The following is a 25,924-nucleotide window of genomic DNA, read 5'->3' on the forward strand; positions in this document are numbered from 1 at the left end:
CTATCACCCTCAAGGATTTACGATGCGTATTTTGCACACCATGTTGCGGGTCGGCGACCTGCAGCGCTCCATCGATTTTTACACGAACGTCCTGGGCATGAAGCTGCTGCGCACCAGCGACAATCCGGAATACCAGTACACGCTGGCCTTCGTCGGCTACGGTTCAAACCCGGACCATGCGGAACTGGAACTGACGTATAACTATGGCACCACCAGCTACGAGCTGGGTACGGCGTATGGCCACATTGCCATCTCGGCCGACGATATCGTCGCCGCCTGCGATGCGGCACGCGCGAATGGCGGCAACGTCACGCGCGAACCGGGCCCCGTCAAGGGCGGCAACACGGTCATCGCCTTCATCACCGACCCGGACGGCTACAAGATCGAATTGATCGAACGCAAATTCGACGGCCAGGGCGGCGGGCTGTAAAGCTTCAGCCTGCTTCGGCGGCCGTTGCAATGGCCGCGCGCAGCCAGGCGATGCCGGCATCGCCGTCCGTGCGGCGGTGCCGTATCACTTCAAACGCAAACGGCGCGATGGCGAACGGCGCGCAGCATAGCGCCAGCCCCTGCGCCGCAGCGCCCTGCAAGGCGCGCCGCGCCACCGTCAAAATCATGTCCGTCCCCATCAACAGCTCGGGTGCGACCGTCCAGTACGGCACGCGCACGGCGATGCGGCGCGCCTGACCCAGCTGGGCCAATGCCGCGTCGACTTCGGCGGCCATGCCCCCTTCGCCGGACGCCACCAGCACGTGCGAGCGCGCCAGATAGGCCTGCAAGCTCAAGGGCTCGCCCGGCGCCAGGCTGGCCGGGTCCAGCGCGCATATGAAGGTTTCCTCAAATAAAGTTTCTCTATGTAACTGCTCGGGCAGTTGCGGGAACACGCCCAGCGCCAGGTCGATCTCGCCATCCTGCACGCCAGCGATCACGGCCGGGCGGCTCGCATAGCTGACGGCCAGATCGATGCCGGGCGCTTCCACGCGCAAGCGCCGCAGCAATGCGGGCAGGATCAGCGCCGCCCCGTAATCCGACATGGCCAGGCGAAACACGCGCTGCGCCGTGGCCCCCTCGAAGACGGCGCCGCCGAGCACGGAACGCACGCTTTGCAGGGCGTCGGCCAGCGGCCGCGCCAGTTCCAGGGCACGCGACGTCGGCTGGAAGCCGCCCTTGCCGCGCAGCAACAGCGGATCGTCGAGCAAGTGGCGCAGGCGCGCCAGCGCATGGCTGACGGCGGGCTGGCTCATGTGCAGGCGCTCGGCCGCGCGCGACAGATGGCGCTCACTGAGCAGCGCATCCAGGATCACCAGCAAGTTCAAATCGACTGACCGCAGATTATTCATTTGGTGCATAGTTTGGTGACAAACTACGAATTGGATTTAATCACGACAGCATAATACGATGACGCCATCAACTCAACACGCATGGAGTCGCACATGAACGGATGGATCACCTTGTTTGCCCCGCTGGCCATGCTGGCCGGCGCCGTCGTCCCCTTCCAGGCGGGCGCGAACGCCGCGCTGGGCCGCAATCTGGGCCACCCGCTGTGGGCCACCCTCGCCTCGCTGGCCGTCAGCGCCGTGCTCGCGTCGCTCGTGATGCTGGTCTGGCGGGTGCCGGCGCCCGATGTCAGCCTCGCCATGCGCGGGCCGGGCTGGTCCTGGCTGGGCGGCGCGGCCGGCGTGTTTTATATTACGGCCGCGCTGATGCTGGCGCCGCGCATGGGGGCCGGGCCCTTCATGGCGGCCGTCATCGGCGGGCAGATGCTGGCCGCATTGGCCATCGACCGCTATGGTTTGCTGGGATTTGCCGTCAAGCATATTTCTCCGCTGCACTGGGCCGGAGCGGGCCTGGTGGTGGCCGGGGTCGTGCTGACACAGTTCGCCAACAGCCGTGCCGCGTAACAAGAGCCCCGGACGAAAAAAAACCAGCACCGCTGCCGGTGCTGGTTTTCATGTAGAGCAAGAACGCGCTTACTTGTCGAGCAAGGCGTTGACGGGCATCAAGTCCGTTTCCTTCAGGGTGCCGGCCGCGGCCTTCAGGCGCAAGCCGTTCATGATGGTGTCGTAGCGGGCTTTCGACAGGTCTTTCTGCGTCGAGAACAGTTGTTTCTGTGCATTCAGCACGTCGATATTGATGCGCACGCCCACCTGGTAGCCGAGCTGGTTCGATTCCAGCGCCGATTTGCTCGACACTTCCGCCGCTTCCAGCGCCTTCACTTGCGCCAAGCCACTGTTGACGCCGAGGAAAGCCTGGCGCGCGCCTTGCGATGCCGCGCGGCGTGCCGTTTCCAGGTCGTTGCGGGCCTTGTTTTCCAGCGCAATCGATTCGCGCACCTTGCTGGTAACGGCAAAGCCGCTGAAGATCGGGATGCTCCATTGCACGCCGATGGCGTTGTTGTTGGAATTGCCGTTGCCGCCGCCCGTCGTATAGGTGTGGCCAGCGTTGGCGATCAGGTCCAGGGTCGGATAGTGGCCGGCGCGGTTGCGGCCGATGTCGCGCTTGGCCGATTCCACGTTGAACTGGGCCGTGACGACGCCGTAGTTCTGCTCTTCCGCCGAGCTCACCCACGGATCGATGGCGGCCGGTTCCGGCGCGCTGAGGACCACGCCCGTGCGCATCGGCGCCAGGCTCGTTGGCGCTTCGCCGATGATGGTTTGCAGGGCGCTGCGCTTGTTGGCCAGGTCGTTGATGGCGGCAAATTCCTGCGCCACCACCAGGTCGTACGCCGCTTGCGCTTCGTGCGTGTCGGTAATCGTTTGCGTGCCAACCTCGAAGTTGCGCTTGGCCGATGCCAGCTGCTCCGTCGTGGCGACTTTTTGCGCCTGCGTGGCGCCCAGGTTGTCTTGCGCGCTGAGCACGTCGAAATACGCCTGCGCCACGCGCGTGATCAGATCTTGTTGCACTTGTGCAAATTGCGCTTCAGCAATTGCCTGTGCCAGCTTGCTTTGCTGATAGCTTTCCCAGCGATCCCAGCGGAACAGCGGCTGCGCCAGGGTCAGGTTGTAGGTATTCGTGTGCACCTTGACGGTCGGCATGGAGATCGTGCTGGTGATCGGCTCGATGCTGTTGCGCGTATTGCTGCCCGAGGCGGACACTTGCGGCAACAAGCCTGCCAGCCCCTGCGGAACCCGCTCCATCCCGGCCGACAGGGCCGCGCGCGCACTGGCGTACTGCGCGTCATTGGCCAGCGCCTGCTGGTACACCTGGATGAGATCGGCCGCCTGCGCTTGCAGCGAACATGTCAGCGAGACAAAGGCGCTGCTCATCAGTACGGCGATAAGGGGTTTCCGCATTGCATTTCTCCGTTGGAGTCGTCAAAAGTTGATGGAATCAAAAATCTGCTACCGCTTGCCTGCTACCCGCCGGGTAAGCGGGGTACAGGTCTCCGCAGGCATGCGCGAAAGCATGCCTGGAAGTGCATCTACTGCAAAATAACTTAGTATTTAGGCATGCTGCTGTCGACTTGCAGCGCCCAGGCGTGAACGCCGCCCGTCAAATTACTGATCTTGCCAAAACCATGGCGTTCCAGGAAAGCCGCCACTTGCATGCTGCGCGCGCCGTGGTGGCAGATGCAGACGATTTCGGCATCCTCATCGAGGTCGTCGATGCGTGCCGGAATCGAATTCATCTGCATCAGGGTGGCGCCGTCGAGGTGGCACAGCTCAAACTCCCACTGCTCGCGCACATCCAGCAAGAGCGGACGCGGGCGGGAAGTGTCAGCCAGCCAGGCGGCCAGCTGCGGTGCGCTCAAATGCTCCATCGCGTCTCCGTCGCTTAGAACTGGAAGTGCGACGGCGCCACTGCCTGCAAGGGCGTGACATTGGTTTCAAACAGCTTGCGCGTGTCGTAGGCCTTGTCCGAGCTGCGCGTGATCAAATGCGCGGACATGATCGGTGCCTCGCCGATGATGGCCAGGATGCGGCCGCCCACTTTTACTTGTTGCAACAGCGCTTCCGGCAACACGGACAGGGCGCCGGAAACGACGATCACGTCGTACGGCGCACCCTTGCTCCAGCCCTGGGCGCCGTCGCCCAGTTCCACGGTCACGTTGGTCACGCCATTGGCGGCCAGGTTCTGCTCGGCCAGGGTTTTCAATTGGGGAACGATTTCCACGCTCGTCACATGACGCGCCTTGTGCGCCAGCAAGGCGGCCATGTAGCCGCTGCCGGTGCCGATTTCCAGCACATTCTCATGCTTCTTGACGGCTACGTCTTGCAAAATGCGCGCTTCCAGCTTCGGCGTGAACATGCATTCGCCGCCGCCCAGTGGAATTTCGGTATCGACGAAGGCCAGGTTTTTATAGGCGGCCGGCACGAAATCTTCACGCTTGACCACGTTCAACAGCTCCAGCACGTCGAGATCCAGTACGTCCCACGGACGGATTTGCTGTTCGATCATATTGAAGCGGGCTTGTTCGATATTCATCTTTGGACTCGGTAAGTGAAGTAATAATCCGCCATTTTATCGTTGAACTGGCTGAAAGCACATGTTAACCATAAAGACGGGGAATGGAGGAAATTTGCGACGATCTGCAGATTTGAGGGGGCGAACCTTGGAAAAGGGGCAACTGAACGGTGGAAGCGGACTCCGCACGTCAGCTTTTCCCGGGCGCCTCCACCTGCAGGCTGCGCAAGCTCATGTCGATAAAGGCATCCATGTAGGCGAGCGGGTCGATGTTCTTGACCTCGCATGGCAGGAAGGAATGCGTCCACATCATGAGCATGGTGACGGGCGCGCCGAGGATGGTGCTGACCAGCACGGGATCGACCTGGCGGAATTCGCCGCGCTGCATGCCCCGCTCGAGCAGGCTGACGACCAGCGCATGGCCGCGCGTGACGACTTCTTCGTTGTAAAACTGCGCCAGTTCCGGGAAATTGTTCGCCTCGGCCATCATCAGCTTGGTCAAGCCGGCCAGTTTGGTGGCGCCGAACTCTTCCCACCATTGCATCATCACCTTGCGCAGCAGGTCGGCGCTGCTGTCTTCCGAGGCGGCCATGCTGTTTTCCGCCTCGCCGATCGACTGCACGATATTGTCGCGCACCACGGCCTTGAACAGTTCCTGTTTGTTCTCGAAGTACAGGTACAAGGTGCCCTTCGACACACCCGCCCGCTTGGCCACATCTTCCAGGCGCGTCGACGCGAAACCCCGTTCGACGAACAGGTCGAGGGCGGCGGCGAGCAATTCCTGGGGGCGGGCATCCTTGCGCCGCTCCCAGCGGGGCTTGGTATCAATCGGGGCTTGCATGTATCTTTCCAAGTAACTTACTTTTGAGTCATTAATATTAGACCTGTCTGCCGCCAAGGTCAAGCGCTGCCCGCCGGCACCATGGAGGACGGCTCACCTTGCAGCAAAGCACAGGCATTGTACCCCTCGAGATAGGCCGGTGCGGCAGATGCATGCCGCCACGCCAGCCTTCAACCGTGCAACTCATGCAAGATTGCCGTTGCGGCACATCTATAAACGACGGCATACCGATACAGTATAGCAATGCGCAATGCCATCGGATAAGCCAGCACTCCCTGCATGCCGCTTCCATGCGCTGGCGCCTGTCGATGCTACTGCCCCCCCCCTCCTCGCCGCCGCGCCGGTATTACGCCGCCGACATGCAGTTTCGGGCAAGGCAACATGCAGTTCAGTCCCCATTTTGCGCAGTTCATCGCATTTCCATTCACGCCCCCGCGCCACTTTGCTATCTTGCCATCGACAGCACGGCAGCCGCGGCGCGGCAGCCGGCTTATTTCCTGTTCCAAACTAAAACAATCATAAAGGAAACACCATGCGTACCTTGCTGGCCCTGTGCTGTGCCCTTGCCCTTGGCGGTTGCGCCATCGTCATCAACCCCGGCGATGGCGAAGTACGCCATGCCGACTCGGGTGGCAGTGCCATCCAGGGCAACGAGCAAGTGAGCCGCGACGTGCGCCAGGTCAGCAACGTCGACACACTCGACATCGACAGCATGAAGCGCATCGATATCAAGATCGACGTGCGCGTCGGACCGGCAAGCTCGCTGGTGATCGAGGCGGACAGCAATCTGCAACCACTGATCCATAGCGACGTGAGCGGCAATACACTGCGTATCTGGAGTGACAGCAACATTCGTAGCGGCAATGGCATCCATGTCATCTACACGACGCCGCGCTTGAGCAAGATCAATATCTCAGGCTCGGGCCGCCTGGTGGCCAGCGGTTTCAACGGCCAGGACTTCAGCCTGGTGCAGCGCGGCTCGATGAAGAGCGAGCTGTCCGGCAAGGTGGGCCGCCTTGACGTGGCCAACAACGGTTCGGGCAGCATCAACGCGGCCGCCCTCGCCAGCGGCAATACGGACGCCGTGCAGAACGGCTCGGGCCGCATCCAGCTGGGCGATGTGCGCGGCGAACGCATCAACGTGGCCGTCAACGGCTCCGGCAACATCAGCGCCAGCGGCGCCGTGCAGCGCCTCGACACCAACGTCAACGGCTCGGGCGACATCAACCTGGCGGCGCTGAGCAGCGACGTGGCCTACCTGGCGAGCAACGGTTCCGGCGACATCGATGTCACCGTGCAGAGCGAAGTCAACGCCCGCACCAGCGGCTCGGGCCGCATCACCGTGCATGGCGATCCGCTCCGCCGCACCTTGTCGGGCAAGCGCATCAGCGTCGTGCGCTAGGCCAGTCCTGGCGCTGCCGCGGGGCCGGCTTGCTATACTGTCGGCCCCTGACCCTTTTCCAGCCTGCCGCCATGCCGTCCCCCGCCGTTTCCCTGGCATGCCGCCCTTCCTGCGGCGCCTGCTGCACCGCGCCGTCCATCACCAGCCCGATTCCCGGCATGCCGGATGGCAAGCCGGCCGGCGTGCGCTGCATCCAGCTGGCCGACGACAACCGCTGCAAGATCTTCGGCCAGCCGGAGCGCCCCGCGTTTTGCGGCGGCCTGCAGCCATCCGATGAGATGTGCGGCAGCAGCCGCGAACATGCGGTGCACTGGCTGGCGGAGCTGGAACGGCTGACGGCGCCCTGAGCGGCTTGGCGGCGCGCACCGCCCCAGAATCAGTATTCCTGATGACCATCCATGGCCGCGCATAAGGCTGCGGCTGACAGATAACTGTTGACCACATTTGCACGTTTGCGTATATTCATGCACATTCCTGCACGTTTTAATTAAAACCTATGTCCGCCGCCCTGCTACTCAAACAACGCCACGCGCTGATCCAGCAACAACTGCACGCCGACGGCCGCGTGCTGGCGCTGGACCTGGCGCGCCAGCTCGACGTGTCCGAAGATACGATACGGCGCGATTTGCGCGAGATGGCGGCGGCCGGCCTGTGCCAGCGCGTGTATGGCGGCGCGCTGCCGCTGGCGCCGGACGGCGGTACCTTGACGCAGCGCAAGCAGGCGGCGCCCGAGCGCAAGGCGCGCCTGGCGCAGGCCGCCGCATCCCTCGTGCGCGCCGGCCAGGTGCTGTTCCTCGATGCGGGCTCGACCAACCTGGCCATCGCCAGCGCCTTGCCGCAGTTGGCGCTCACTGTCATCACCAACGCGCCATCCATTGCCATGGCCCTGATGGAACATCCCGAGATCGAGCTGATCATGGCTGGCGGCAGGGTCGACCGCCGTGCGGGCGCCAGCCTCGGTCCGCAGGCGCTGCGCACAGTCGAGCGCATGCACCCCGACCTGTGCTTCCTCGGCGCCTGCGGCGCCGATGCGCACGCGGGCATAACGGCGTTCAACTATGACGAGGCGGAATTCAAGCGCAGCATCGCCGGCGCCAGCAAGGCCGTCGTCGTGGCCGCCACCAGCGACAAGCTGGGCACGGCCGCGCCGTTCGGCGTGCTGGCCACGGGCTTGCTGCAGCATCTGGTGCTGGAAGCGGACGCCGATGCAGCCCATGCCGCCGCCTTTGAACGGCTGGGCGTGCACGTAATACGTGCCCGCGCCTGATCTTCATTCATCCCTCTGTCCCTGGAAAATCTCCCTCATGCACCTTACCGGCACCCTGCAGCAACGCGCCACGCGCCTGGTCTTCTTCGCGGCCGGCCTCGGCATGGCCGCCTGGGCCCCGCTGGTTCCCTATGCCAAGTCGCGCCTGGGCCTCGATGAAGCGACTCTCGGCATTTTGCTGCTGTGCCTGGGCGCCGGCTCGCTGTGCGCGATGCCGTTTACAGGCATGCTTTCAAGCCGCTTCGGCTGCCGCAAGGTCATCGTCGGCGCCGGCCTGTTGCTGATCGCCATCCTGCCCGGCCTGGCGCTGGCGGCCACGCCGCTGCAACTGGGCCTGGTACTGCTGGTGTTCGGCGCGGCCATGGGCACCTTCGACGTGGCCATCAATATCCAGGCCGTGATCATCGAAAAGGCCAACGGCGGCGCCATGATGTCGGGCTTTCACGCGCTGTTCAGCGTGGGCGGCTTTGCCGGCGCGGCCTGCATGGCCCTGCTGTTGTGGCTGGGCCTGACGCCGGCCTGGTCCTGCGTGGTGGTGATGCTGCTGCTGTGCGGCGTGCTGGGCGCGGCGCAAGGCCACCTGCTGCCGACGGCGTCCGCCTCCGACGAAAAGACGCCGCTGTTCGTCATGCCGCATGGCGCCGTCATTTTCATCGGTCTGCTGTGCTTTATCGTCTTCCTGGCCGAAGGCGCCATCCTCGACTGGAGCGCCCTGTTCCTCACCACCACGCGCGGCGTGGAGGAAGCCAAGGGAGGCCTCGGTTACGCCGCCTTCGCCATCGCCATGACGGTGGGCCGCTTCACGGGCGACAAGGTGGTCAGCCGCTTTGGCGGCAAGCGCGTGCTCACTTTCGGCGGTCTGTGCGCGGCTGGCGGCTTCTTCCTGGCCGTGCTGGCGCCGCATGCCAGCGTGGCCATGCTTGGCTTCGTGCTGATCGGCCTGGGGGCGGCCAATATCGTGCCCATCCTGTTTACGGCGGCAGGCAACCAGCAAGCGATGCCGGCCAGCCTGGCCGTGGCGGCCATCACCACCATCGGCTACGCGGGCATCCTGGCCGGTCCGGCCGTGATCGGCTTCGTGGCGCACGCCACCAGCCTGAATATCGCTTTCGCCATGCTGGGCGCCGCCCTGCTGCTGGTGGCGGCCAGCGCGCGCCTGGCTGCGCCGCCCCAAAAGGCTTCCTGAAGCCTCCCCCTGCCTGGCGGACAGCGGCAAAAAACCGCTGCCCGCCAGCGTCCAAATCGGCTCGCCGGACCTCCGGCATGGTAAGCTTCGACCCCGCGTACATTGCTGGCGCAACGCGGTCCCCCCATCCTGTCACTTATACCCGTTTATACATCTATGGATCTCATTCTTGCGTTAAAAGCCATCATCATGGGGCTGGTCGAAGGTTTTACCGAATTCTTGCCGATTTCGTCCACGGGACATCTGATCCTGGCCGGCAGCCTGCTCGACTTTACCAAGGATGTCTCGAAAGAAGTCATGGATGTCTTCGAGATCGCCATCCAGGCCGGCGCCATCCTGGCCGTGTGCTGGGAGTACCGCCAGCGCATCGGCAGCGTGCTGACCACCTTCGGCAGCGAAGCGAAGTCGCGCAAGTTCGTGCTGAACGTGGCCATCGCCTTCCTGCCGCTGGCCGTCATCGGCTTAGGCGTAGGCAAGATGATCAAGCATGCGCTGTTCAAGCCAGTACCGGTCGCCATGGCCTTCATCATCGGCGGCGTCGTGATTTTGCTGGTGGAGCGCCGCGCGCGCACCAATCCCGTCACCGTGCGCGTCAATTCGGTCGATGAAATGACGCCGTTCGACGCCCTGAAGGTGGGCTGCGCGCAGGCGTTCGCGCTGATTCCCGGCACCAGCCGTTCCGGCTCGACCATCATCGGCGGCATGCTGCTGGGCCTGTCGCGCAAGACGGCCACCGAATTCTCGTTCTTCCTGGCCATCCCGACCCTGCTGGCGGCCACCTTCTACTCGCTGTATAAAGCGCGCGACATCCTGTCGGCCACCGACGTGCCCCTGTTCGGCCTGGGCACCGTGGCCGCCTTCATTTCCGCCTTCCTGTGCGTGCGCTGGCTGCTGCGCTATATCAGCTCGCACGACTTCACGTTTTTTGCCTGGTACCGCATCGTGTTCGGCTTGCTGGTGTTGGCCAGCGCCCACTACGGCTGGGTTGTTTGGGCAGAATAAGGCACTATGAATCAAGATCTTAACCAGCGCGCGCTGCACCTGCTGCAAACCGTTTTCGGCTACCCGGCCTTCCGCGGCCAGCAGGCCGACATCGTCGACCACGTCAGCCATGGCGGCGACGCGCTGGTGCTGATGCCCACGGGCGGCGGCAAGTCGCTGTGCTACCAGATTCCCGCGCTGCTGCGCGACGGCGTCGGCGTCGTCGTCTCGCCGCTGATCGCACTGATGCAGGACCAGGTCGATGCGCTGGAAGAAGTGGGCGTGCGCGCCGCCTTCCTGAACTCCACCCAGACCTACGAAGAAGCGAGCCGCATCGAACGCCTGGTGCGCACGGGCGGCATCGACGTCGTCTACGTGGCGCCCGAGCGCCTGATGACGCAGCGCTGCCTGGACCTGTTCCAGGCCTCGAAAATTTCGCTGTTCGCCATCGACGAAGCGCATTGCGTGGCCCAGTGGGGCCACGACTTCCGCCCCGAATACATCAAACTGTCGGTGCTGCACGAGCAGTTCCCGGACGTGCCGCGCATCGCGCTGACAGCCACGGCCGACCCGCAGACGCGCGCCGAAATCGCCCTGCGCCTGCAACTGGAAGACGCGCGCCAGTTCGTCTCTTCCTTCGACCGGCCGAACATCCGCTACCAGATCGTGGAAAAGGCGAATGGCCGCAAGCAGCTGCTCGACTTCATCAACACGGAACACGCGGGCGACTGCGGCATCGTCTACTGCCTGTCGCGTAAAAAAGTGGAAGAGACGGCGGAATTTCTGAACCAGAGCGGCATCCGCGCCCTGCCCTACCACGCAGGCATGGAATACGCCAAGCGCAGTGCCAACCAGGCGCGCTTCCTGCGCGAAGAAAACATCGTCATGGTCGCCACCATCGCCTTCGGCATGGGCATCGACAAGCCCGACGTACGTTTCGTAGCCCACCTGGATCTGCCGAAAAGCATCGAGGGCTATTACCAGGAAACGGGGCGCGCGGGCCGCGACGGCATGGCCGCCAACGCCTGGATGGCGTACGGCTTGCAGGACGTAGTGCTGCAGCGGCGCATGATCGACGAGTCGGAAGCGGACGACACTTTCAAGCGCGTGCTGGGCGTGAAACTCGATGCCATGCTGGGCCTGTGCGAAACGCTCAGCTGCCGCCGCATGCGCTTGCTCGAATACTTCGGCGAACCGGCTTCGCCGTGCGGCAATTGCGACACCTGTCTGGTGCCGCCCGTGTCCTTCGACGGCACCGTGCCCGTGCAAAAACTGCTGTCGGCCATCTACCGCGTCGACCAGCGCTTCGCCGGCGGCCACGTGATCGACGTGCTGCGCGGCGTGGAATCGGAACGCATCAAGACCTGGCACCACGATTCCCTTTCCGTCTTCGGCATCGGCTCGGATTTGGGCGAAGCGGAATGGAAATCGATCCTGCGCCAGGCCATCGCGCTCGGTCTCGTCTCGGTCGACCATGAACAATACAGCTCGCTGAAACTGACGGACGCCTCGCGCCCCGTGCTCAAGGGCGGCCAGAAAGTGCAGCTGCGCCAGTACCAGAAACCGGTGAAGACCAGCAAGCGCAGCACCAGCGTGGCGAAAGGTTATGTCGAGACGGACTTGTCTACCAGCGAGCAGGCGATCTTCGACAAGCTGCGCTGGTGGCGCGTGGAGACGGCGCGCACGCACAACGTGCCCGCCTACGTGATTTTCGTCGACGCCACGCTGCGCGAAATCGCCAAGGCCAAACCCACCTCGCTGGAACAGATGCGCGGCGTGAGCGGCGTGGGCGAGAAAAAACTGGCCTCGTACGGCGACGAAATCGTCGCCATGATTCTGGAGATGATTTGATGGAAGCACTCTCGCCGGACCTGATTTACCAGGCCGTGAAAATCCTTGGCGCCCAGCCTGACGCCGAAGACGCGGTGGAAGCGCAAGTACGTACGCTGGTGCAGGACGACCTCACCGTGCGCCGCCTGGCCGACGTGGTGCCGGAAGCCTTCGGCCTGGTGCTGGCCTCGCACCTTCCCGGCGCCGAAAACATGACCTTGCCCAACACCTTCTGCGCCCAGGACGAGGATGGCGAGTGGGTGGAGTTCCCCCTGCGCCGCGAGCCGATCTTTGTCGTAGCTGCGGACATCGCCCAGCATACCTTCCACAACGGCCCGCGCGCCCTGATAAAAAATCTCGCCGACCGCAGCTCCCTGCTGGCGGCCATCAACAAGGCCCTGAACGCGGGCGGCTCGCTCGACGGCACGACCCTGGGCCCGCCGTCCTTCTTCGGCCTGCCCGCCGCCCTGTACCAGCCGGCGGCATCTCCCGATACGCCCTGACCACGTCATCTTGCCTCTGCCCTTGATAAAGGAACGCCGCCGCGATGGAAACCAAATGGCTGGAAGACTTCATCTCGCTCGCTGAAACGCATAATTTCAGCCGTTCCGCGGCCCTGCGCCACGTCACCCAGCCGGCCTTCTCGCGGCGCATCCAGTCGCTGGAAAACTGGCTCGGCATCGACCTGGTCGACCGCACCTCGTACCCGACGCGGCTGACGCCGGCCGGTGCCGTGTTCTACGAGCAGGCGCTGGAAATGCTGGGACAAATCAACGGCGTGCGCGCCCTGTTGCGCGGCAAGCGCGCGGCCACGCAAACGAGCGTCGACTTCGCCGTGCCGCATACCCTGTCGCTGACCTTCATGCCGAAATGGCTGACGGCGCTGGAAGAGGGTTTTGCGCCCATCAACAGCCGTTTAATGGCGCTGAACGTGCACGACGCCGTGCTGCAGCTGGTCGACGGCGGCTGCGACCTGCTGCTGTGCTATCACCATCCGCGCCAGCCGGTGCAGCTCGATCCGGGCCGCTACGACATGCTGGTGATGGGCCGCGAAACCCTGCGCGCGTATGCCCGCTGCGGCCAGGACAAGGTGCCTGACTTCGTCCTGCCCGGCAGCGCCAAAGAGCCGCTGCCCTTCCTCTCCTACACCAGCAACGCCTACCTGGGACGCATGGTGGAACTGCTGGTGGCCGACGCCAAGATGCCGCTATTCCTCGAAACCTGCTACGAAACGGACATGGCCGAAGGTCTCAAGATGATGGCGCTGGAAGGCCGCGGCATCGCTTTCCTGCCCGAATCGGCCGTCATGCGCGATGTCAAGTACAAGCACCTGGCGCGCGCCGACGGCGGTGCCCCGGGTTGGGAAATCGAACTAGAAATCCGTCTGTACCGCGAACGCCCGTCAAGCCTGCGCCCGGGCAAGCAGATCGTCGAGAACCTGTGGCAGTACCTGGTGCAGGCGCAGGACGGCAAGACGCGCATGGGCAAGCGCCGCAAACGCGCCACCGAGGCGCCTCGCTCCTGACTGGCAATCCTGGCAATATAACTATGCAATAAATGCATAACTGGATGCGCACAAAGCATTGGCCGGGGCGTGAGGCTATCGCCTACGATGCGGTTCCGCTGCGCGCAACTCAATTGATTGCGCCTACCACAGCATTTTTGAATGCCAGGAAAAATCGTAGCGAACGGCAGTGATTGGTGGCCGAGAAGCGCAGCTGTACCAAGGTACAGCGAGCATCGCCGGCCGCAAAGCACGACGCGCAGTAGATTTTTCGGCATTACACCACCGTTTTGTCAGGAGCTTATCAAGCATGACCAGCAAGCACGCACTTCCTTCCTACCTCAATCCTGAAGACCTGGGCCCATGGGGCGTCTACCTCGAGCAGATCGACCGCGTTACGCCGTACCTGGGCAACCTGTCGCGCTGGGTGGAAACGCTGAAGCGTCCAAAGCGCATCCTGACGGTCGACGTGCCTATCGAGCGCGATGACGGCACCATTGCCCACTACGAAGGCTACCGCGTGCAGCACAATCTGTCGCGCGGCCCGGGCAAGGGCGGCGTGCGCTTCCACCAGGACGTGACCCTGTCGGAAGTGATGGCGCTGTCGGCCTGGATGACGGTCAAGAATGCAGCGGTCAACGTGCCATACGGCGGCGCCAAGGGCGGTATCCGCGTCGATCCGAAGACCCTGTCGCGCAACGAGTTGCAGCGCCTGACGCGCCGCTACACGAGCGAGATCAGCATGATCATCGGACCGAACAAGGATATCCCGGCACCGGACGTCAACACGAATGAACAAGTCATGGCGTGGATGATGGACAGCTATGCCATGATCGGCGGCAATATGTCGACCGGCGTGGTAACCGGCAAGCCTATCTCGCTGGGCGGCAGCCTGGGCCGCCGCGATGCGACGGGCCGCGGCGTGTTCGTCGTCGGCAGCGATGCGGCCGCCAAGGTCGGCATGTCGCTCGAAGGCGCGAAAGTCATCGTTCAGGGTTTCGGCAACGTGGGCGGCGTCGCCGCACGCATGTTCGCTGAAGCCGGTTCGAAAATCGTCGCGGTACAGGATCACAAGACCACCGTCGTGCATTCCGGCGGCCTGAACATCCCGCAACTGCTGGCACACGTGGCCGAAGTGGGCAGCGTCGAAGGCTTCCCGGGCGCCGAGGCATTCGTGCCGCGCGAAGATTTCTGGGGCATCGATTGCGACATCCTGATCCCGGCCGCGCTGGAACAGCAGATCACCGCCGAACGCGCGCAAGTCATCCGCGCCAAGATCATCCTGGAAGGCGCCAATGGCCCGACCCTGCCGGCAGCGGATGACATCCTGACCGACCGCGGCGTGCTGATCGTGCCGGACGTGCTGGCCAACGCCGGCGGCGTGACCGTCAGCTACTTCGAGTGGGCACAGAACTTCTCGAGCTTCTTCTGGACGGAAGAGGAAATCAACAGCCGCCTGACCCGCATCATGCGCGAAGCGTTCGACGCGGTATGGCAAGTGTCGCAAGAGAAGAAAGTGTCGATGCGTACCGCCACCTTCATCCTGGCATGCACGCGCGTGCTGCAAGCTCGCGAAGTGCGCGGTCTCTATCCTTAATGGCTGCCTGAGAAAAAGCCCAGGGCGTTATTGCCTGCCCCTCGCCGTACTAGCGTACTGTCTTCGGGGCGACGCCTAGCCCTGGACATTTTTCAGGCGCCATCGGGTTATTGGCGCTTTTAGAAAAATCCCGCCACACTTTGTGTGAGCGGGATTTTTTGTACTGATCGCTACCCGAAGCAGGGTGCAGCATACTGGCATCCATCCCTGGGCATTGGTTTCAGGCGCATTGGCTTGCTGGCACCTCAAAAAAATCCCGCCACATTGCCATGTGAGCGGGATTTTTTGTATCCGATGACTTTTTTACGCCGCGTAGCCTTGCGGGTTCTGGTGCTGCCAGCGCCAGTGGTCGCGGCACATGTCGTCGATGGTTTTCTGCGCTTGCCAGCCCAGGAGTTCCTTCGCCTTGTCGGCGGAGGCGTAGCAGCTGGCGATGTCGCCGGGGCGGCGCGGGACGATGTCGTAGGGGACCTGGCGCCCGCTGGCGGCCTCGAAGGCGCGCACGGTATCGAGCACGCTGTAGCCGTGGCCCGTGCCCAGGTTGACGGTAAAGCCGCCCTCGGTGGAGAACAGGCGGTTCAGCGCAGCTACATGGCCGAGCGCCAGGTCGACCACGTGAATGTAGTCGCGCACGCCCGTGCCATCTGGCGTCGGGTAGTCGTCGCCGAAGACGGCGAGGCGCTCGCGGCGACCCACGGCTACCTGGGCGATGAAGGGCATCAGGTTGTTCGGGATACCGGCCGGATCTTCGCCGATCAAGCCGCTGGCATGCGCTCCAACGGGGTTGAAGTAGCGCAACACGCCCACTTGCCACTGGGCGTCGGCACGCACGAGATCGGCCAGGATCTGCTCGACCATCAGCTTGGAGCGGCCATATGGGTTGGTCACGGACAGGCGCGACGTCTCCACGATGGGCAAGGCTTCCGGATCGCCATACACGGTCGCCGACGAGCTGAACAAAAATCGCTTCACATTCGCCGCCGCCAGCACCTCCAGCAAGGCTACGGTACCCGTGACGTTGTTATCCATGTACATCAACGGTTGCGCTACGGATTCGCCCACGGCCTTCAGGCCAGCGAAGTGGATCACCGCATCGATAGCGTGTTCGCGCAAGACGGCGGCCATGGCGGCCCGGTCGCGCACGTCGGCTTCATGGAAGGGCACGCTCTTGCCGGAGATGCGCTCCACGCGGACCATCGCCTCGCGTGCGCTATTGCTGAGATTATCCACCGCGACCACGTCAAAACCAGCCGCCAGCAATTCGACGCAAGTGTGCGAGCCGATAAAACCCGATGCGCCAGTCACGAGTATTTTCTTGGTCATAATCTCAATCAATATAAAAAAGATAAGATTAACGGAATTTGGCCACCTTGCCAAGCGTGCACACGGCAGCGCGAACAATAAAAAAGCCCGCTGCGTCACCGCAGCAGGCTAATTCTCGTGTAAACGATACCGGCAGGCAAGCCGCCCAATGCGTTTACTTCTTGATGAACACCAGATCCCACACGCCATGGCCCAGCTTCAGGCCGCGGTTTTCAAACTTGGTCAGCGGACGATATGCTGGCTGCGGCGCATAGCCTTCCGCACTGTTTTGCAATTGCGGCTCGGCGCCCAGCACTTCCAGCATTTGCACTGCGTAATCTTCCCAATCGGTGGCGCAATGCAGATAGCCGCCCGGCGCCAGACGATCGGTCAACTGCTTGACGAACGGCGACTGGATCAGCCGGCGCTTGTTGTGCCGCGCCTTGTGCCATGGATCTGGGAAAAACACGTGGATGCCGGCCAGCGAATTGGCTGGAATCATGTGCGTAAGCACTTCCACGGCATCGTGCTGCAACAGACGCAGATTCGTCAGCGATTCTTCACCGATCAGTTTCAACAGGCTGCCGACACCCGGCGTATGCACTTCGACGCCAACAAAATCCTTCTCCGGCATGGCCTTGGCGATATGCGCCGTGGTCGCGCCCATGCCAAAGCCGATTTCCAGGATGACGGGCGCCTTGCGGCCGAACACCTGCTCGAAATCCATAGGTTCTTTAGCAAAAGGCAACAGGAACTGTGGCCCCAAGGTCTCAAGCGCGCGCGCCTGCGCGACAGACAACCTTCCCGCGCGGGTCACGAAGCTGCGGATGCGGTGTTCGGTCGGATCGTACATCATCGGCCGCGCAGGGCCGTTTGCTGGGATATCTGAAGACATGGGAGTGAAGAAGTAAGTAGCCGCGCCGCACAAAGCCAGGCGCCAGCGGAAAATGGAGCGGGTGAAGGGAATCGAACCCTCGTCGTAAGCTTGGGAAGCTCGACAAGGAACTCAACAACCATGCGGGCTTGCGGCCCGTTTCTGCTCCGCGAAAGTCATATTATAGCAGTCGTCAAAGCTTGCATCCATGCGGTGTATTTTACGTTTGTGGAGCGAGAAAATGACCTTCATGGTCGAACTAAGACTGTTGCCCTAGATCATTACGAAGTGGTTAGACTCCCATATCTCGCAGCGAAAAAAGCAACGCGAATCGTATAAAAGACAATATGAGGCGAGTCCGAAAAGAACACTATGACGGTGTTTTCTTATCTTCTTCTTGCACATTCTGCTGCAGAGGCGCATTCATGTTTTTCCCAAAATAAATGTTAATGGGAAATATTCGTGTAATTTTTTGGTTAAAAATTGTAGTGAAATTAATTTCAATCCCCAGCAATTCATTTGTGTAAGAAAAATATTGAAAACTTCCAGGAGTGCTAACTCGTGACCGCTCTTCAAATTTCTCCTTTACATCAATAGGCAATTCATGGCTTAATCCCGCCCCAATCATTTCAAAGTCTTTCGTCCTTCCGCTTTCCACTGCAGCACGCAACTCTGAAAGCAAAGCAAATGGTAGTCCAATCTTTTGTTGCTGCGGCATATAAATAGCTTTTCGCAAGCGAGCTGGAATAGCCGCACTTCCCTTGAATGTGACTGCCGCCGATTCTTTTTCGCCGCTTTTCCGGGGTAGAAGTATACGAAAAGACACGCTCTCGGCGGGTAAATTTGACGCATTATATACATGTATGGTTAACGCCTCTTCATCGTCACCCAACCATTTCTCAAAAGTATAATATTGCACTTCAATTTCGGTTGGATTACTAGAAACCAGAAATCGTTCCAACTTTGTAAAAAGAGGATCGCGCTTCTCATTACGACGATTTGCCTCTTTTTTTAAGGCAGCCAATAACATTACGATTTGATTGTTATCAACAGCAGAGCTATTAGAAGCTAAATTACCAAAAATAATATTAGTTTGTTGTCCGTGTCCAGAATTTGAGATATTCGTACCATTCTTACCATTATTAACCTGACTCATCACTTCCGCAGAACAGATGACCGGAGTTGCAATCGCAAAAGCCACGCATGCCAATGCTTTATATATTTTAAGTATCATTTTTTATTGAAGTTATTTATTTGTTTTCCGCTACCTGAATTATCAACATTAATGCCATCATCACCAATATTGATCTGCTGATTTTTACTATCAGAATTTTTCTTATTTTTATCCAATTTATTGTTTGAAGATGAATCAATCTCAGCATATTTAAGATAGCCACCATATGCTGAAAAAATACAACACACAATAATTCCTGCCAGTTTTATTTTATTTTTTACAAATACCATTTTAAATATAAAAAAAGCGAGCAAAAGGCAAAAGGCAGAAAATGTAAGCGGATAATGTAGATAAGGTGCCCATTTTGAAAAATCCATGCTGACTCTTATTGACATAGTGGATGACATTTTTGATAATATATACAATAACGATTATTTACAAGTACATGTTGCGAGAAATTTCATTAATTTTCAAAGTGGTATTACTTTGATTATAATTTTTTGACAATAATATTGTGACAATGCAATCCTGAATTTCCCCCCTCAATGGAAACATCAATAAATTAATCGCACCGATTCCACCGAAGAACCGTTGACTAGGCGTTCAGGTAGCAACGCAAAAAAAATCCTTCAAAGCGCGTCAAAATGCGTCAAATCGCATGCCCCCTCTTCGCCCCGCCGCGCCAGTCCTCATGCACCTTCGGCCATGGCGCACATTTGAGTCAAAAGACCCCTATATAGCGGGCAGGTGTGGAGGGGGGACAACTGCGCGCGCCGGGCCGAAATGGGGTTTTTTCTTGCATCCATAGCAACATCATCCATCAGGACGTGAAAAAGCCGCCTCGTGGGCGGCTTGTGCGGTGGCTGGGGCGTTCCGGCGCGGCTGGGCTATCGCGGCCCCGCCCTGCCGGCTATCGCGGCGTGGTGCTCATCCTGCGCGGCCCGCGCGGGCCTTGGCCGCCTGCTCCTTCTCGTAATCGTCGCGGCAGTCCACATTGCAGAACAGCAGCCCAGGCGTCAGCGCCTCGTCGCAATAGTGGCAGCAGCCATGCGCCACCAGGGCGGGCCGGCCACGCACGGCAGCCAGGCCGCGCGCCACCTCGGCAAAGATGATCTTGTCGGTGTTGTCTACGTGGTCGCTCATTGCGCGCCCTCCCCACCGGTCGCCAGGTCATACGGGGCGAAGCGCACCACTTCCACGCCCGCCCATTCGTTGATCGCTTCGAACTGCGCCTGCAGCGGCACCAGCTCGTTACGCGCGAAGACCCGCGCGGCCGGCTCGACGGCGCCGAAGCCGCCGGCATTGTTCGGCAGGATGCCCATCAGTTGCGGCGGCACGCGGTGCGCGGCCAGCTGGTCGTCGCGCGTGACGCTCTTGATGTTGAAAAACTCGTCCTTGGCGGCCACGTCCGACACGGGCAGGATCTGGATGCCGTCCTTCTTGCCGTTCGGCGCGTACATGAACAGGTTGCGGAAGTTGCCCGGCCCCTTGCTGTCGCGCATGGCCTGGCGCAGGTTGTCCACGTCCTGCGTGTTGGCGGCCGCGTCCGTCATGTAGAACACGAAACCGGCGTGCGAACCGTTCTTGTAGTACTTGCGGCGGAACAAGGTGGCCGCCTCGTTGAGCCAGGCCGATTGCAGGGCGCTCAGGTACTGCGGCACCCCGTACAGCTCCTGGTTCACGTCCGGCTCCATCAGGTGGAACACGCGGCCCTTGTCGAATTCATGCACGGCCTGGTAACCGTTGACGAAGAAATACGTGTCGAGGTCCACGCCGCGCCGCATGTACTTGGCCAGCGCATGCTGGTACGCCAGCGCCTTGCCGCTGCGGCTGGGGCGGTCTTCCAGGTAGGCATTGCCGAAGGTCAGATAGTCCAGGGCCATGCGCTTGAAGCCATCGCGCGACAGGTATTTCGTCGGCATCAAGGTGGACGTCAGCACGTTGGCCTTAAAGTGGATGGCGCTGCTGTGGTGCACGCCCGCGTTGAAGGACTTGGCCAGCCCGGCCAGGTTGACGGGCGGCTCATACCAGTGGCCGTTCTTCCAGCATTCGAAGCAGTCGAGAATGTCGGCGTGCTCGAGCACGGGCGTGGGGTCGCCGAAAGAAAATGCCTCGATGCCGGCGGCGGCCGACGCCGTAGCGGCTGGTGGTGGCGCGGACTGGGCCTGCTGGCCGCGCGCGCGCAAGTGTCGTGCTTTGCTCAAGAATAAATCTCCATGAAAGAGTGGTGGTTGTCGGTGGTGCCTTCGAATGGCTCGTGATCGAGGGCGTGCATGCAGGCCCACGCCAGATCGGCGTGGCCGGTTTCATCGCTGCGGCCGGCGACATAGGTCACGTGCCGCCCGCTGGGGGTGAGGGTCTTGTGGATGGCCATGAAGGACTGCGCGATGTCCGTCCAGCCGGCGTCAAACTCCAGCCGGCCCTTGCTGATGATGTTTTTGGCTTTCAGCACCATGCGGGTCTTGACTTCGGGCGAGTAATTCAGGGCCGTCACAGCCGGGAAGAAGCCGCGTACGATGGGCAGCACGCCGATGCCCATGCCCGTGGTATCGATGCCGATGTATTCGACGTTGTAGCGCTGGGTCATCTGGCGGATGGCGTCGGCGTGGTCTTCGAAGCTCTGCCCGCGCCACTGGTGGCGCTCCAGGATGCGGAACTTGCCGCCGGCCGTCATGGGCGGCGCCAGCACCACGCAACCGGCGCTGTCACCGTTCAAGGCCGGGTCATAGCCGATCCACACGGCGCGGTTGCCGAAGGGGCGCAGGCCCAACAGGGGTTTGTAGTCGTCCCATTCAACCCAGGAATCGACCATGCAGCGCTGCAGCTCGGCCAGCGGGAAGACCGAGGCCGAGTCGTCAATAAAATTGCACATCAGCAGGTTGTCGAACTGGTCGGGGCTGTATTCGAAGTTGCGCAGCTCGTCGATGTCGAACAGGTTGCAGCCGCCGCGCTCGGCGTCCAGGATCGTGACGATCTGGCGCCAGATCTTGTCTTCGCCGGTAAAACCCGACGACAAGCGGCCATGGCTCACGTCGATGTTGACCTGATCCGCCTTGGCGCGGCGCTTGTTGAACAGCTCGCCCGTCCAGAACGGGTACGCCTGGTGCGTGGTCGAGGATGGCGTCGAAAAATACGTCTTGCGCCACTTCTTGTGGATGGCCATGCCCGAGGCCACCTTGTTGAGTTCCTGGAAGTTCTGCGTCCAAAAGAATTCATCGAAGTAGAAATTGCCGTGGTAGCCCTGCGCCGTGCGCGCATTGGTGCCCAGGAAATACAGGTGCGCGCCGTTCGGCAGCACGATGGGGTCGCCCGTCAGCTCGATGCCGGCCGCCTCGCGCGCGAATTGCACGATGTATTGCTTGAAGACATGGGCCTGCGACTTCGACGCCGACAGGAAGATTTGATTGCGGCCCGTTTTCATCGCGTCGGCCAGCGCCTCGCGGGCGAAGTACCAGGTGGCGCCGATCTGGCGCGACTTGAGGATGGCGCGCGTGCGCTGGTCGCCGTTGCGATACCAGACCTTTTGATAGTCGAAGAGCGAATCCTGGAAGGCGTCGAGCAGCTGGATTTTCTGTTCTTCGCTGAAGTCGTTGCGCGTCGGCTTCTTCTTCGGGCCAGCATTGCGGTTCGCCAGTTTCGGGTTGAGATCGACCTCGTTGCCGCCCGGTTGCTCATAGCGGCGCACGCGCGCCATCTGCACGATGGTGCGGGCGAGTAAATCGATTTCCTTGTAGTCGCTGCCGCTCTTGACCTCTTTTTCGATCAGCTTGACCAGGCGCAGTTCGGCCGACGCTTCCACGTGCTCGATGGCCTGCGCCTTGTCCCACTCGTCGCGCAGCTTCCAGCTATTGATGGTGCCGCGCTTGATCCCGAGGTGGCGGGCGATGGACGAAATGCGCCAGCCCTTCCAGTACAGGGCGCGCGCGGCACGGCGCGGCTCGGATTCGGGCACGGCCAGTTCGGCGATTTTTTCTTCAGGGGTTTGATGGATTCCTAACATGCCGCCAGCGTAGGCCGCGCGCGCGCGGAGCGGGGGAAGGCAAAAGTCGCTATGGCCCATAGCAACCCGCAGCGCATTGAATCGCAGCGCCAAGACGTTGACCATGGCGTTATCCGATCAACCGAGAACGCCCGCCATGTCCAAACCATCAACCAAACCATCGAAATTCTTCCGCGTCGCCACCGAAGGCGCCACCACGGACGGCCGCAACATCGACCGCGCCACCATTGAGCAGATCGCCGCGACCTACAACCCGAAAACCTACGGCGCGCGCATCTGGCTGGAACACATCCGGGGCATCCTGCCCGACAGCCAGTTCAAGGCCTACGGCGACGTAATCGCCGTCAAGGCCGAAGAAGTGGACACGGACAGCGGCAAGAAACTGGCCCTGTTCGCGCAGATCGAACCCACGCCGGAACTGGTGGCCATCAACAAGGCGAAACAGAAGCTGTACACCAGCCTGGAAATTCAGCCCGACTTTGCCGACTCGTCGCAGCCCTACCTAGTCGGCCTGGGCGTCACCGACAGCCCCGCCAGCCTGGGCACCGAGGCGCTGCAATTCTCGGCCAGCCGCAAGCAACAAAGCACCAACCTGTTTACGTCGGCCGTCGAGGTCGAGCTGGAGTTCGAAGAGCAAGGCATCAGGCTGGCCGACGCCGTGAAAAACCTGCTGTCGCGCTTTTCCCATAAATCCGGCGCCGACGCGGCGCAGTTCACCGACATCAGCGAAGCCGTGCAGGCGCTGGCCGGCCACGTCGTCACCGCCAACGACAACTACGTGGACGCCGTGACGCGCCTGGAAAAAGCCGAAACGGCATTGCAGGCCACGCAGGACGAGCTGGCCGCCTTCAAGGCGCAGATGGACGAGGCGCCCGGCAACGGCCCGCGCCGCCCCGCCGCCACCGGCAACGACGGCGCCGTGCAGACCGAGTTTTAAGCGCCCTCGCCCTTTCTTCCCCCCCATTCAACAACGGAGCACCGAACCATGAAAAAGCAAACGCGCCAGGTCTTTGGCCAATATGAAACCCGCCTGGGCCAGCTGAATGACACGGACAACGTGGCCAAGACGTTCAGCGTCACGCCCAGCGTGCAGCAAAAGCTGGAAAACAAGATGCAGGAATCGAGCGAGTTCCTGTCGAAAGTGAACATCATCGGCGTGGGCGAGCAGGAAGGCGAAAAGCTGGGCCTGGGCGTCTCCGGCCCGATTGCCAGCCGCACCAACACCAAGGACAAGGAACGCGAAACGCGCGACCTGTCCACCATGGACAGCACGAAATACCGCTGCGAGCAAACCAACTTCGACACGCACCTGAGCTATGCCAAGCTGGACGCCTGGGCCAAGTTCCAGGACTTTCAATCGCGCGTGGCCAATGCCATCTTGACGCGCCAGGCGCTGGACCGCATCGTCATCGGTTTCAATGGCGTGAAAGTCATGGCCACCACTGACCTGGCCGCCAATCCGCTGCTGCAGGACGTGAACAAGGGCTGGCTGCAGCACTTGCGCGAGCAGGCGCCCGAGCGCGTGCTGGGCCTGGTCGCCGCCGGCATGCCGGGCAAGGTCATCATCGGCGACGTGGACGGCGCCGACTATGCCAACCTCGACGCGGCCGTCACCGATGCCGTCAACCTGCTGGACCCGTGGTATCAGGAAGACACCAATCTGGTGGCCATCGTCGGGCGCAAGCTGCTGAACGATAAATACTTCCCGCTGGTGAACACCAAGCAGGCGCCCACGGAAACCCTGGCGGCCGACATCATCATCAGCCAGAAACGCATCGGCGGCTTGCCAGCGGCGCGCGTGCCCTACTTCCCGGACAACGCCATCCTGATTACGCGTTTCGACAATCTGTCGATCTACTTCCAGGAAGGCGCGCGCCGTCGCCGCGTCGAGGACGTGCCCAAGCGTGACCGCATCGAGAATTACGAGTCGTCGAATGACGCCTACGTGATCGAAGACCTGGGCCTGGCTGCGCTGGTGGAAAACATCGAGCTGAAAGACAAGTGATGGCCAACCAATCCCCCGCCCTGCGCCACCGCGCGCGCATGCTGGCCGAGCGCACGGCCGGCGCCGCTGCGCCGCAAGGCGTGACCACCGGCACGGCCTACGAAATGATGCTCTACAAGCTGGCCGATGACCGGCGCCGCCTGAAGTCCATTCAGTCCGTGGAACGCAAGATCGAGGTCAAGGCCACCTTGCTGCCGGATTACGCGCAATGGATCGACGGCGTGCTGGCCGGCGGCAAGGGTGCGCAGGATGACGTGTTCGCCACCCTGCTGGTGTGGCACATCGACACGGGCGAATATGACCGCGCCCTGGTCATGGCCGAATACGCGCTGGCGCATAAATTCACCCTGCCCGAGACCTACAGCCGCGACATCGCCACGCTGATGCTGGACCAATTCGCCGAAGGCTATTTGCACGGCAAGCTGGCCAGCGATCCGCAGCACGCCACCCTGGTGCTGGGTCAGGTGGAACAGTTGACTGCCGCCAGCGACGCGCCCGACCAGGCGCGCGCCAAGTTGCACAAGGCCATGGGCCTGGCCATGATCGCCGTGCTCGACCAGGCGGACGAGACGGACATCGCCCCGGAACTGGTGGCGCAGGCGGAAAACGCCATGGCCCAGCTGAAACGCGCCCGCGCGCTGTCGGAATCGTGCGGCGTCAAGAAGGATATGGAAAAGCTGGAGCGGCGCCTCAAGCGCGCGGCCGGTTCCACGTAAAGAGCATCCCCCGCAGCACGGCGGCACGGGGGGATTCTGGCCACGCATCGGCAACGATGTTGACCTGATGAACCCCGTCCACCGCCCTATTTTTTGAAAGCGCCCCGTATGTCCTTCATGGCCCTGCCCCCGTCCATCCCGCCCGGCACCGCCCCGGCGCCGCCAGCACCGGCCGTCGGCATCATCGAGAACGACGGCTGGTTTCCCGACATCCTTCTCTCCGATATGCGCGACGCCATGCGCCTGGACGGCACCGTCACCGACACGCGCCTGGTACAAGCCGTGGTGGACGCCATCCTGCAGGTCAACCGCGAGCTGGCCGACTGGCAGGGCAAGCAGGCTGCTACCGGTATCGCCGCCCTGGTGGACGTGCCGGCCGCGCGCATCAACCGCGAATCCCGTCTGCTGGCGCAGTACCGGCGCGCTGTCTACAGCACGGCGAAAGCGGACCTGATCGAGCGTTACCGCGACTACGACAGCACGGCCACGTCCGTCAGCGACAAGAAAAGCATGGAATGGCTCGACGAGGCGCCAGGCGCGCAGCGGCGCAATGCGCAATGGGCCATCGCCGATATGGTCGGGCGCACGCACCTCACCGTGGAACTGATCTGATGCAGGTGCGCACGCAACAGCACGACACGGTGGACGCCCTGGTGTGGCGCTACCTGGGCGACGGTGCGGGATACATCGAGCACACCCTTGAAATGAATCCCGCGCTGGCACGCCACGGCGCCGTGCTGCCGGCCGGCCTGGTCGTCACCCTGCCGGAACCTACCGCCAGCGTGGCCGCCATGGCCGACGTTGTGCAGCTATGGGACTGACTTCTTCAACAACTTTTAAT

The 25,924-nt window shown here is 61.7% G+C and carries 28 protein-coding genes; 16 read left to right on the forward strand and 12 right to left on the reverse strand.

Annotation, left to right across the window (positions count from 1 at the left end; all coding sequences use genetic code 11):
* Nucleotides 1–22: 22 nt before the first annotated feature.
* Nucleotides 23–430 carry a lactoylglutathione lyase gene (gene gloA, locus AC07VI_RS05510; protein ID WP_070311709.1) on the forward strand — a complete coding sequence of 136 codons (408 nt, stop codon included), beginning with the start codon at nucleotides 23–25 and terminating at the stop codon, nucleotides 428–430.
* Nucleotides 431–434: 4 nt separating this feature from the next.
* Here gloA and AC07VI_RS05515 read toward each other — a convergent pair whose 3' ends face one another.
* Nucleotides 435–1,340, reverse strand: a complete 906-nt coding sequence (locus AC07VI_RS05515) for a LysR substrate-binding domain-containing protein (protein ID WP_492996038.1) — start codon at nucleotides 1,338–1,340, stop codon at nucleotides 435–437.
* A 93-nt stretch (nucleotides 1,341–1,433) separates the two neighbouring features.
* Between AC07VI_RS05515 and AC07VI_RS05520 the strand changes: the two genes are divergently transcribed.
* Entirely contained in the window at nucleotides 1,434–1,901 is a 468-nt protein-coding gene (locus tag AC07VI_RS05520) for a DMT family transporter (RefSeq protein ID WP_099419370.1), read from the forward strand.
* Nucleotides 1,902–1,970: 69 nt separating this feature from the next.
* Here the strand turns inward: AC07VI_RS05520 and AC07VI_RS05525 are convergent, their stop codons facing one another.
* The 4 genes from AC07VI_RS05525 to AC07VI_RS05540 all read right to left on the reverse strand — a co-directional run bounded on the left by AC07VI_RS05525 (nucleotide 1,971) and on the right by AC07VI_RS05540 (nucleotide 5,245).
* Nucleotides 1,971–3,293: a TolC family outer membrane protein gene (locus AC07VI_RS05525; RefSeq protein WP_086147249.1), complete on the reverse strand. Its 1,323-nt coding sequence runs from the start codon at nucleotides 3,291–3,293 to the stop codon at nucleotides 1,971–1,973.
* A gap of 143 nt (nucleotides 3,294–3,436) precedes the next feature.
* Complete coding sequence (locus AC07VI_RS05530; protein WP_086147248.1) at nucleotides 3,437–3,760, reverse strand: rhodanese-like domain-containing protein; 324 nt, start codon at nucleotides 3,758–3,760, stop codon at nucleotides 3,437–3,439.
* Between the two features lie 14 nt (nucleotides 3,761–3,774).
* Nucleotides 3,775–4,425, reverse strand: coding sequence for a protein-L-isoaspartate O-methyltransferase family protein (locus tag AC07VI_RS05535; RefSeq protein WP_076565841.1), 651 nt, complete (start codon nucleotides 4,423–4,425; stop codon nucleotides 3,775–3,777).
* A gap of 169 nt (nucleotides 4,426–4,594) precedes the next feature.
* The gene (locus AC07VI_RS05540; RefSeq protein WP_086147247.1) at nucleotides 4,595–5,245 is read right to left on the reverse strand and encodes a TetR/AcrR family transcriptional regulator; all 651 of its coding nucleotides are present in this window, start codon (nucleotides 5,243–5,245) and stop codon (nucleotides 4,595–4,597) included.
* A 532-nt stretch (nucleotides 5,246–5,777) separates the two neighbouring features.
* On the opposite strand from AC07VI_RS05540, the gene AC07VI_RS05545 reads away from it, so the two are divergent.
* The 9 genes from AC07VI_RS05545 (at nucleotide 5,778) to AC07VI_RS05585 (ending at nucleotide 15,012) form a co-directional block, all read left to right on the forward strand.
* A complete protein-coding gene (locus AC07VI_RS05545; protein WP_492996041.1) occupies nucleotides 5,778–6,647 on the forward strand; it encodes a head GIN domain-containing protein in 870 nt (289 codons plus the stop codon).
* Between the two features lie 71 nt (nucleotides 6,648–6,718).
* Entirely contained in the window at nucleotides 6,719–6,994 is a 276-nt protein-coding gene (locus AC07VI_RS05550) for a YkgJ family cysteine cluster protein (protein WP_492996043.1), read from the forward strand.
* 149 nt (nucleotides 6,995–7,143) lie between these two features.
* Nucleotides 7,144–7,914 carry a DeoR/GlpR family DNA-binding transcription regulator gene (locus AC07VI_RS05555; protein WP_086144628.1) on the forward strand — a complete coding sequence of 257 codons (771 nt, stop codon included), beginning with the start codon at nucleotides 7,144–7,146 and terminating at the stop codon, nucleotides 7,912–7,914.
* Between the two features lie 37 nt (nucleotides 7,915–7,951).
* The gene (locus tag AC07VI_RS05560) at nucleotides 7,952–9,100 is read left to right on the forward strand and encodes an MFS transporter (RefSeq protein WP_492996045.1); all 1,149 of its coding nucleotides are present in this window, start codon (nucleotides 7,952–7,954) and stop codon (nucleotides 9,098–9,100) included.
* Between the two features lie 156 nt (nucleotides 9,101–9,256).
* The gene (locus AC07VI_RS05565) at nucleotides 9,257–10,102 is read left to right on the forward strand and encodes an undecaprenyl-diphosphate phosphatase (RefSeq protein WP_099374078.1); all 846 of its coding nucleotides are present in this window, start codon (nucleotides 9,257–9,259) and stop codon (nucleotides 10,100–10,102) included.
* Between the two features lie 6 nt (nucleotides 10,103–10,108).
* A complete protein-coding gene (recQ, locus tag AC07VI_RS05570) occupies nucleotides 10,109–11,932 on the forward strand; it encodes a DNA helicase RecQ (protein ID WP_070220494.1) in 1,824 nt (607 codons plus the stop codon).
* Nucleotides 11,932–12,414, forward strand: coding sequence for a hypothetical protein (locus AC07VI_RS05575; RefSeq protein ID WP_086144631.1), 483 nt, complete (start codon nucleotides 11,932–11,934; stop codon nucleotides 12,412–12,414). Before recQ ends, AC07VI_RS05575 begins: the two co-directional genes overlap by 1 nt.
* A 44-nt stretch (nucleotides 12,415–12,458) precedes the next feature.
* Nucleotides 12,459–13,436, forward strand: coding sequence for a LysR family transcriptional regulator (locus AC07VI_RS05580; RefSeq protein ID WP_492996048.1), 978 nt, complete (start codon nucleotides 12,459–12,461; stop codon nucleotides 13,434–13,436).
* Between the two features lie 289 nt (nucleotides 13,437–13,725).
* Complete coding sequence (locus AC07VI_RS05585; protein ID WP_086144633.1) at nucleotides 13,726–15,012, forward strand: Glu/Leu/Phe/Val family dehydrogenase; 1,287 nt, start codon at nucleotides 13,726–13,728, stop codon at nucleotides 15,010–15,012.
* Nucleotides 15,013–15,315: 303 nt separating this feature from the next.
* Here the strand turns inward: AC07VI_RS05585 and galE are convergent, their stop codons facing one another.
* From galE to AC07VI_RS05620, 7 genes are all read right to left on the reverse strand, one after another.
* The gene (gene galE, locus AC07VI_RS05590; protein WP_492996050.1) at nucleotides 15,316–16,335 is read right to left on the reverse strand and encodes a UDP-glucose 4-epimerase GalE; all 1,020 of its coding nucleotides are present in this window, start codon (nucleotides 16,333–16,335) and stop codon (nucleotides 15,316–15,318) included.
* Between the two features lie 154 nt (nucleotides 16,336–16,489).
* Nucleotides 16,490–17,170, reverse strand: coding sequence for a tRNA (guanosine(46)-N7)-methyltransferase TrmB (trmB, locus tag AC07VI_RS05595; protein ID WP_086144635.1), 681 nt, complete (start codon nucleotides 17,168–17,170; stop codon nucleotides 16,490–16,492).
* Between the two features lie 388 nt (nucleotides 17,171–17,558).
* On the reverse strand, nucleotides 17,559–18,422 hold the full coding sequence (locus AC07VI_RS05600; protein WP_492996052.1) for a hypothetical protein: 864 nt from the start codon (nucleotides 18,420–18,422) through the stop codon (nucleotides 17,559–17,561).
* Nucleotides 18,419–18,739, reverse strand: a complete 321-nt coding sequence (locus AC07VI_RS05605) for a hypothetical protein (protein ID WP_492996054.1) — start codon at nucleotides 18,737–18,739, stop codon at nucleotides 18,419–18,421. Before AC07VI_RS05605 ends, AC07VI_RS05600 begins: the two co-directional genes overlap by 4 nt.
* Before the next feature lie 550 nt (nucleotides 18,740–19,289).
* Complete coding sequence (locus AC07VI_RS05610; RefSeq protein WP_492996056.1) at nucleotides 19,290–19,505, reverse strand: hypothetical protein; 216 nt, start codon at nucleotides 19,503–19,505, stop codon at nucleotides 19,290–19,292.
* Nucleotides 19,502–20,548 (reverse strand): phage portal protein, encoded by a 1,047-nt coding sequence (locus tag AC07VI_RS05615; RefSeq protein ID WP_492996392.1) that lies wholly within the window; start codon nucleotides 20,546–20,548, stop codon nucleotides 19,502–19,504. Before AC07VI_RS05615 ends, AC07VI_RS05610 begins: the two co-directional genes overlap by 4 nt.
* A 14-nt stretch (nucleotides 20,549–20,562) precedes the next feature.
* A complete protein-coding gene (locus AC07VI_RS05620) occupies nucleotides 20,563–22,362 on the reverse strand; it encodes a terminase ATPase subunit family protein (protein WP_492996058.1) in 1,800 nt (599 codons plus the stop codon).
* 136 nt (nucleotides 22,363–22,498) lie between these two features.
* Between AC07VI_RS05620 and AC07VI_RS05625 the strand changes: the two genes are divergently transcribed.
* The 5 genes from AC07VI_RS05625 to AC07VI_RS05645 all read left to right on the forward strand — a co-directional run bounded on the left by AC07VI_RS05625 (nucleotide 22,499) and on the right by AC07VI_RS05645 (nucleotide 25,904).
* Nucleotides 22,499–23,299, forward strand: coding sequence for a GPO family capsid scaffolding protein (locus AC07VI_RS05625; protein ID WP_492996060.1), 801 nt, complete (start codon nucleotides 22,499–22,501; stop codon nucleotides 23,297–23,299).
* Between the two features lie 48 nt (nucleotides 23,300–23,347).
* Nucleotides 23,348–24,367 carry a phage major capsid protein, P2 family gene (locus tag AC07VI_RS05630; protein ID WP_492996062.1) on the forward strand — a complete coding sequence of 340 codons (1,020 nt, stop codon included), beginning with the start codon at nucleotides 23,348–23,350 and terminating at the stop codon, nucleotides 24,365–24,367.
* Nucleotides 24,367–25,083 (forward strand): phage terminase small subunit, encoded by a 717-nt coding sequence (gene gpM / locus AC07VI_RS05635; protein WP_492996064.1) that lies wholly within the window; start codon nucleotides 24,367–24,369, stop codon nucleotides 25,081–25,083. The genes AC07VI_RS05630 and gpM overlap by 1 nt, the downstream gene beginning before the upstream one ends.
* A gap of 108 nt (nucleotides 25,084–25,191) precedes the next feature.
* On the forward strand, nucleotides 25,192–25,695 hold the full coding sequence (locus tag AC07VI_RS05640; protein WP_492996066.1) for a head completion/stabilization protein: 504 nt from the start codon (nucleotides 25,192–25,194) through the stop codon (nucleotides 25,693–25,695).
* Nucleotides 25,695–25,904 (forward strand): tail protein X, encoded by a 210-nt coding sequence (locus tag AC07VI_RS05645; protein WP_492996068.1) that lies wholly within the window; start codon nucleotides 25,695–25,697, stop codon nucleotides 25,902–25,904. Before AC07VI_RS05640 ends, AC07VI_RS05645 begins: the two co-directional genes overlap by 1 nt.
* The last annotated feature ends 20 nt before the right edge of the window (nucleotides 25,905–25,924 follow it).

It is taken from the genome of Janthinobacterium sp. GW821-FHT03A03 (assembly GCF_059421435.1).

Excerpts from the sequence above, each read along its gene's own strand:
- gloA (WP_070311709.1), top strand. The coding sequence starts at position 23 with ATGCGTATTTTGCACACCATGTTGCGGGTCGGCGACCTGCAGCGCTCC.
- AC07VI_RS05515 (WP_492996038.1), bottom strand. The coding sequence starts at position 1,340 with ATGAATAATCTGCGGTCAGTCGATTTGAACTTGCTGGTGATCCTGGAT.
- AC07VI_RS05520 (WP_099419370.1), top strand. The coding sequence starts at position 1,434 with ATGAACGGATGGATCACCTTGTTTGCCCCGCTGGCCATGCTGGCCGGC.
- AC07VI_RS05525 (WP_086147249.1), bottom strand. The coding sequence starts at position 3,293 with ATGCGGAAACCCCTTATCGCCGTACTGATGAGCAGCGCCTTTGTCTCG.
- AC07VI_RS05530 (WP_086147248.1), bottom strand. The coding sequence starts at position 3,760 with ATGGAGCATTTGAGCGCACCGCAGCTGGCCGCCTGGCTGGCTGACACT.
- AC07VI_RS05535 (WP_076565841.1), bottom strand. The coding sequence starts at position 4,425 with ATGAATATCGAACAAGCCCGCTTCAATATGATCGAACAGCAAATCCGT.
- AC07VI_RS05540 (WP_086147247.1), bottom strand. The coding sequence starts at position 5,245 with ATGCAAGCCCCGATTGATACCAAGCCCCGCTGGGAGCGGCGCAAGGAT.
- AC07VI_RS05545 (WP_492996041.1), top strand. The coding sequence starts at position 5,778 with ATGCGTACCTTGCTGGCCCTGTGCTGTGCCCTTGCCCTTGGCGGTTGC.
- AC07VI_RS05550 (WP_492996043.1), top strand. The coding sequence starts at position 6,719 with ATGCCGTCCCCCGCCGTTTCCCTGGCATGCCGCCCTTCCTGCGGCGCC.
- AC07VI_RS05555 (WP_086144628.1), top strand. The coding sequence starts at position 7,144 with ATGTCCGCCGCCCTGCTACTCAAACAACGCCACGCGCTGATCCAGCAA.
- AC07VI_RS05560 (WP_492996045.1), top strand. The coding sequence starts at position 7,952 with ATGCACCTTACCGGCACCCTGCAGCAACGCGCCACGCGCCTGGTCTTC.
- AC07VI_RS05565 (WP_099374078.1), top strand. The coding sequence starts at position 9,257 with ATGGATCTCATTCTTGCGTTAAAAGCCATCATCATGGGGCTGGTCGAA.
- recQ (WP_070220494.1), top strand. The coding sequence starts at position 10,109 with ATGAATCAAGATCTTAACCAGCGCGCGCTGCACCTGCTGCAAACCGTT.
- AC07VI_RS05575 (WP_086144631.1), top strand. The coding sequence starts at position 11,932 with ATGGAAGCACTCTCGCCGGACCTGATTTACCAGGCCGTGAAAATCCTT.
- AC07VI_RS05580 (WP_492996048.1), top strand. The coding sequence starts at position 12,459 with ATGGAAACCAAATGGCTGGAAGACTTCATCTCGCTCGCTGAAACGCAT.
- AC07VI_RS05585 (WP_086144633.1), top strand. The coding sequence starts at position 13,726 with ATGACCAGCAAGCACGCACTTCCTTCCTACCTCAATCCTGAAGACCTG.
- galE (WP_492996050.1), bottom strand. The coding sequence starts at position 16,335 with ATGACCAAGAAAATACTCGTGACTGGCGCATCGGGTTTTATCGGCTCG.
- trmB (WP_086144635.1), bottom strand. The coding sequence starts at position 17,170 with ATGATGTACGATCCGACCGAACACCGCATCCGCAGCTTCGTGACCCGC.
- AC07VI_RS05600 (WP_492996052.1), bottom strand. The coding sequence starts at position 18,422 with ATGATACTTAAAATATATAAAGCATTGGCATGCGTGGCTTTTGCGATT.
- AC07VI_RS05605 (WP_492996054.1), bottom strand. The coding sequence starts at position 18,739 with ATGGATTTTTCAAAATGGGCACCTTATCTACATTATCCGCTTACATTT.
- AC07VI_RS05610 (WP_492996056.1), bottom strand. The coding sequence starts at position 19,505 with ATGAGCGACCACGTAGACAACACCGACAAGATCATCTTTGCCGAGGTG.
- AC07VI_RS05620 (WP_492996058.1), bottom strand. The coding sequence starts at position 22,362 with ATGTTAGGAATCCATCAAACCCCTGAAGAAAAAATCGCCGAACTGGCC.
- AC07VI_RS05625 (WP_492996060.1), top strand. The coding sequence starts at position 22,499 with ATGTCCAAACCATCAACCAAACCATCGAAATTCTTCCGCGTCGCCACC.
- AC07VI_RS05630 (WP_492996062.1), top strand. The coding sequence starts at position 23,348 with ATGAAAAAGCAAACGCGCCAGGTCTTTGGCCAATATGAAACCCGCCTG.
- gpM (WP_492996064.1), top strand. The coding sequence starts at position 24,367 with ATGGCCAACCAATCCCCCGCCCTGCGCCACCGCGCGCGCATGCTGGCC.
- AC07VI_RS05640 (WP_492996066.1), top strand. The coding sequence starts at position 25,192 with ATGTCCTTCATGGCCCTGCCCCCGTCCATCCCGCCCGGCACCGCCCCG.
- AC07VI_RS05645 (WP_492996068.1), top strand. The coding sequence starts at position 25,695 with ATGCAGGTGCGCACGCAACAGCACGACACGGTGGACGCCCTGGTGTGG.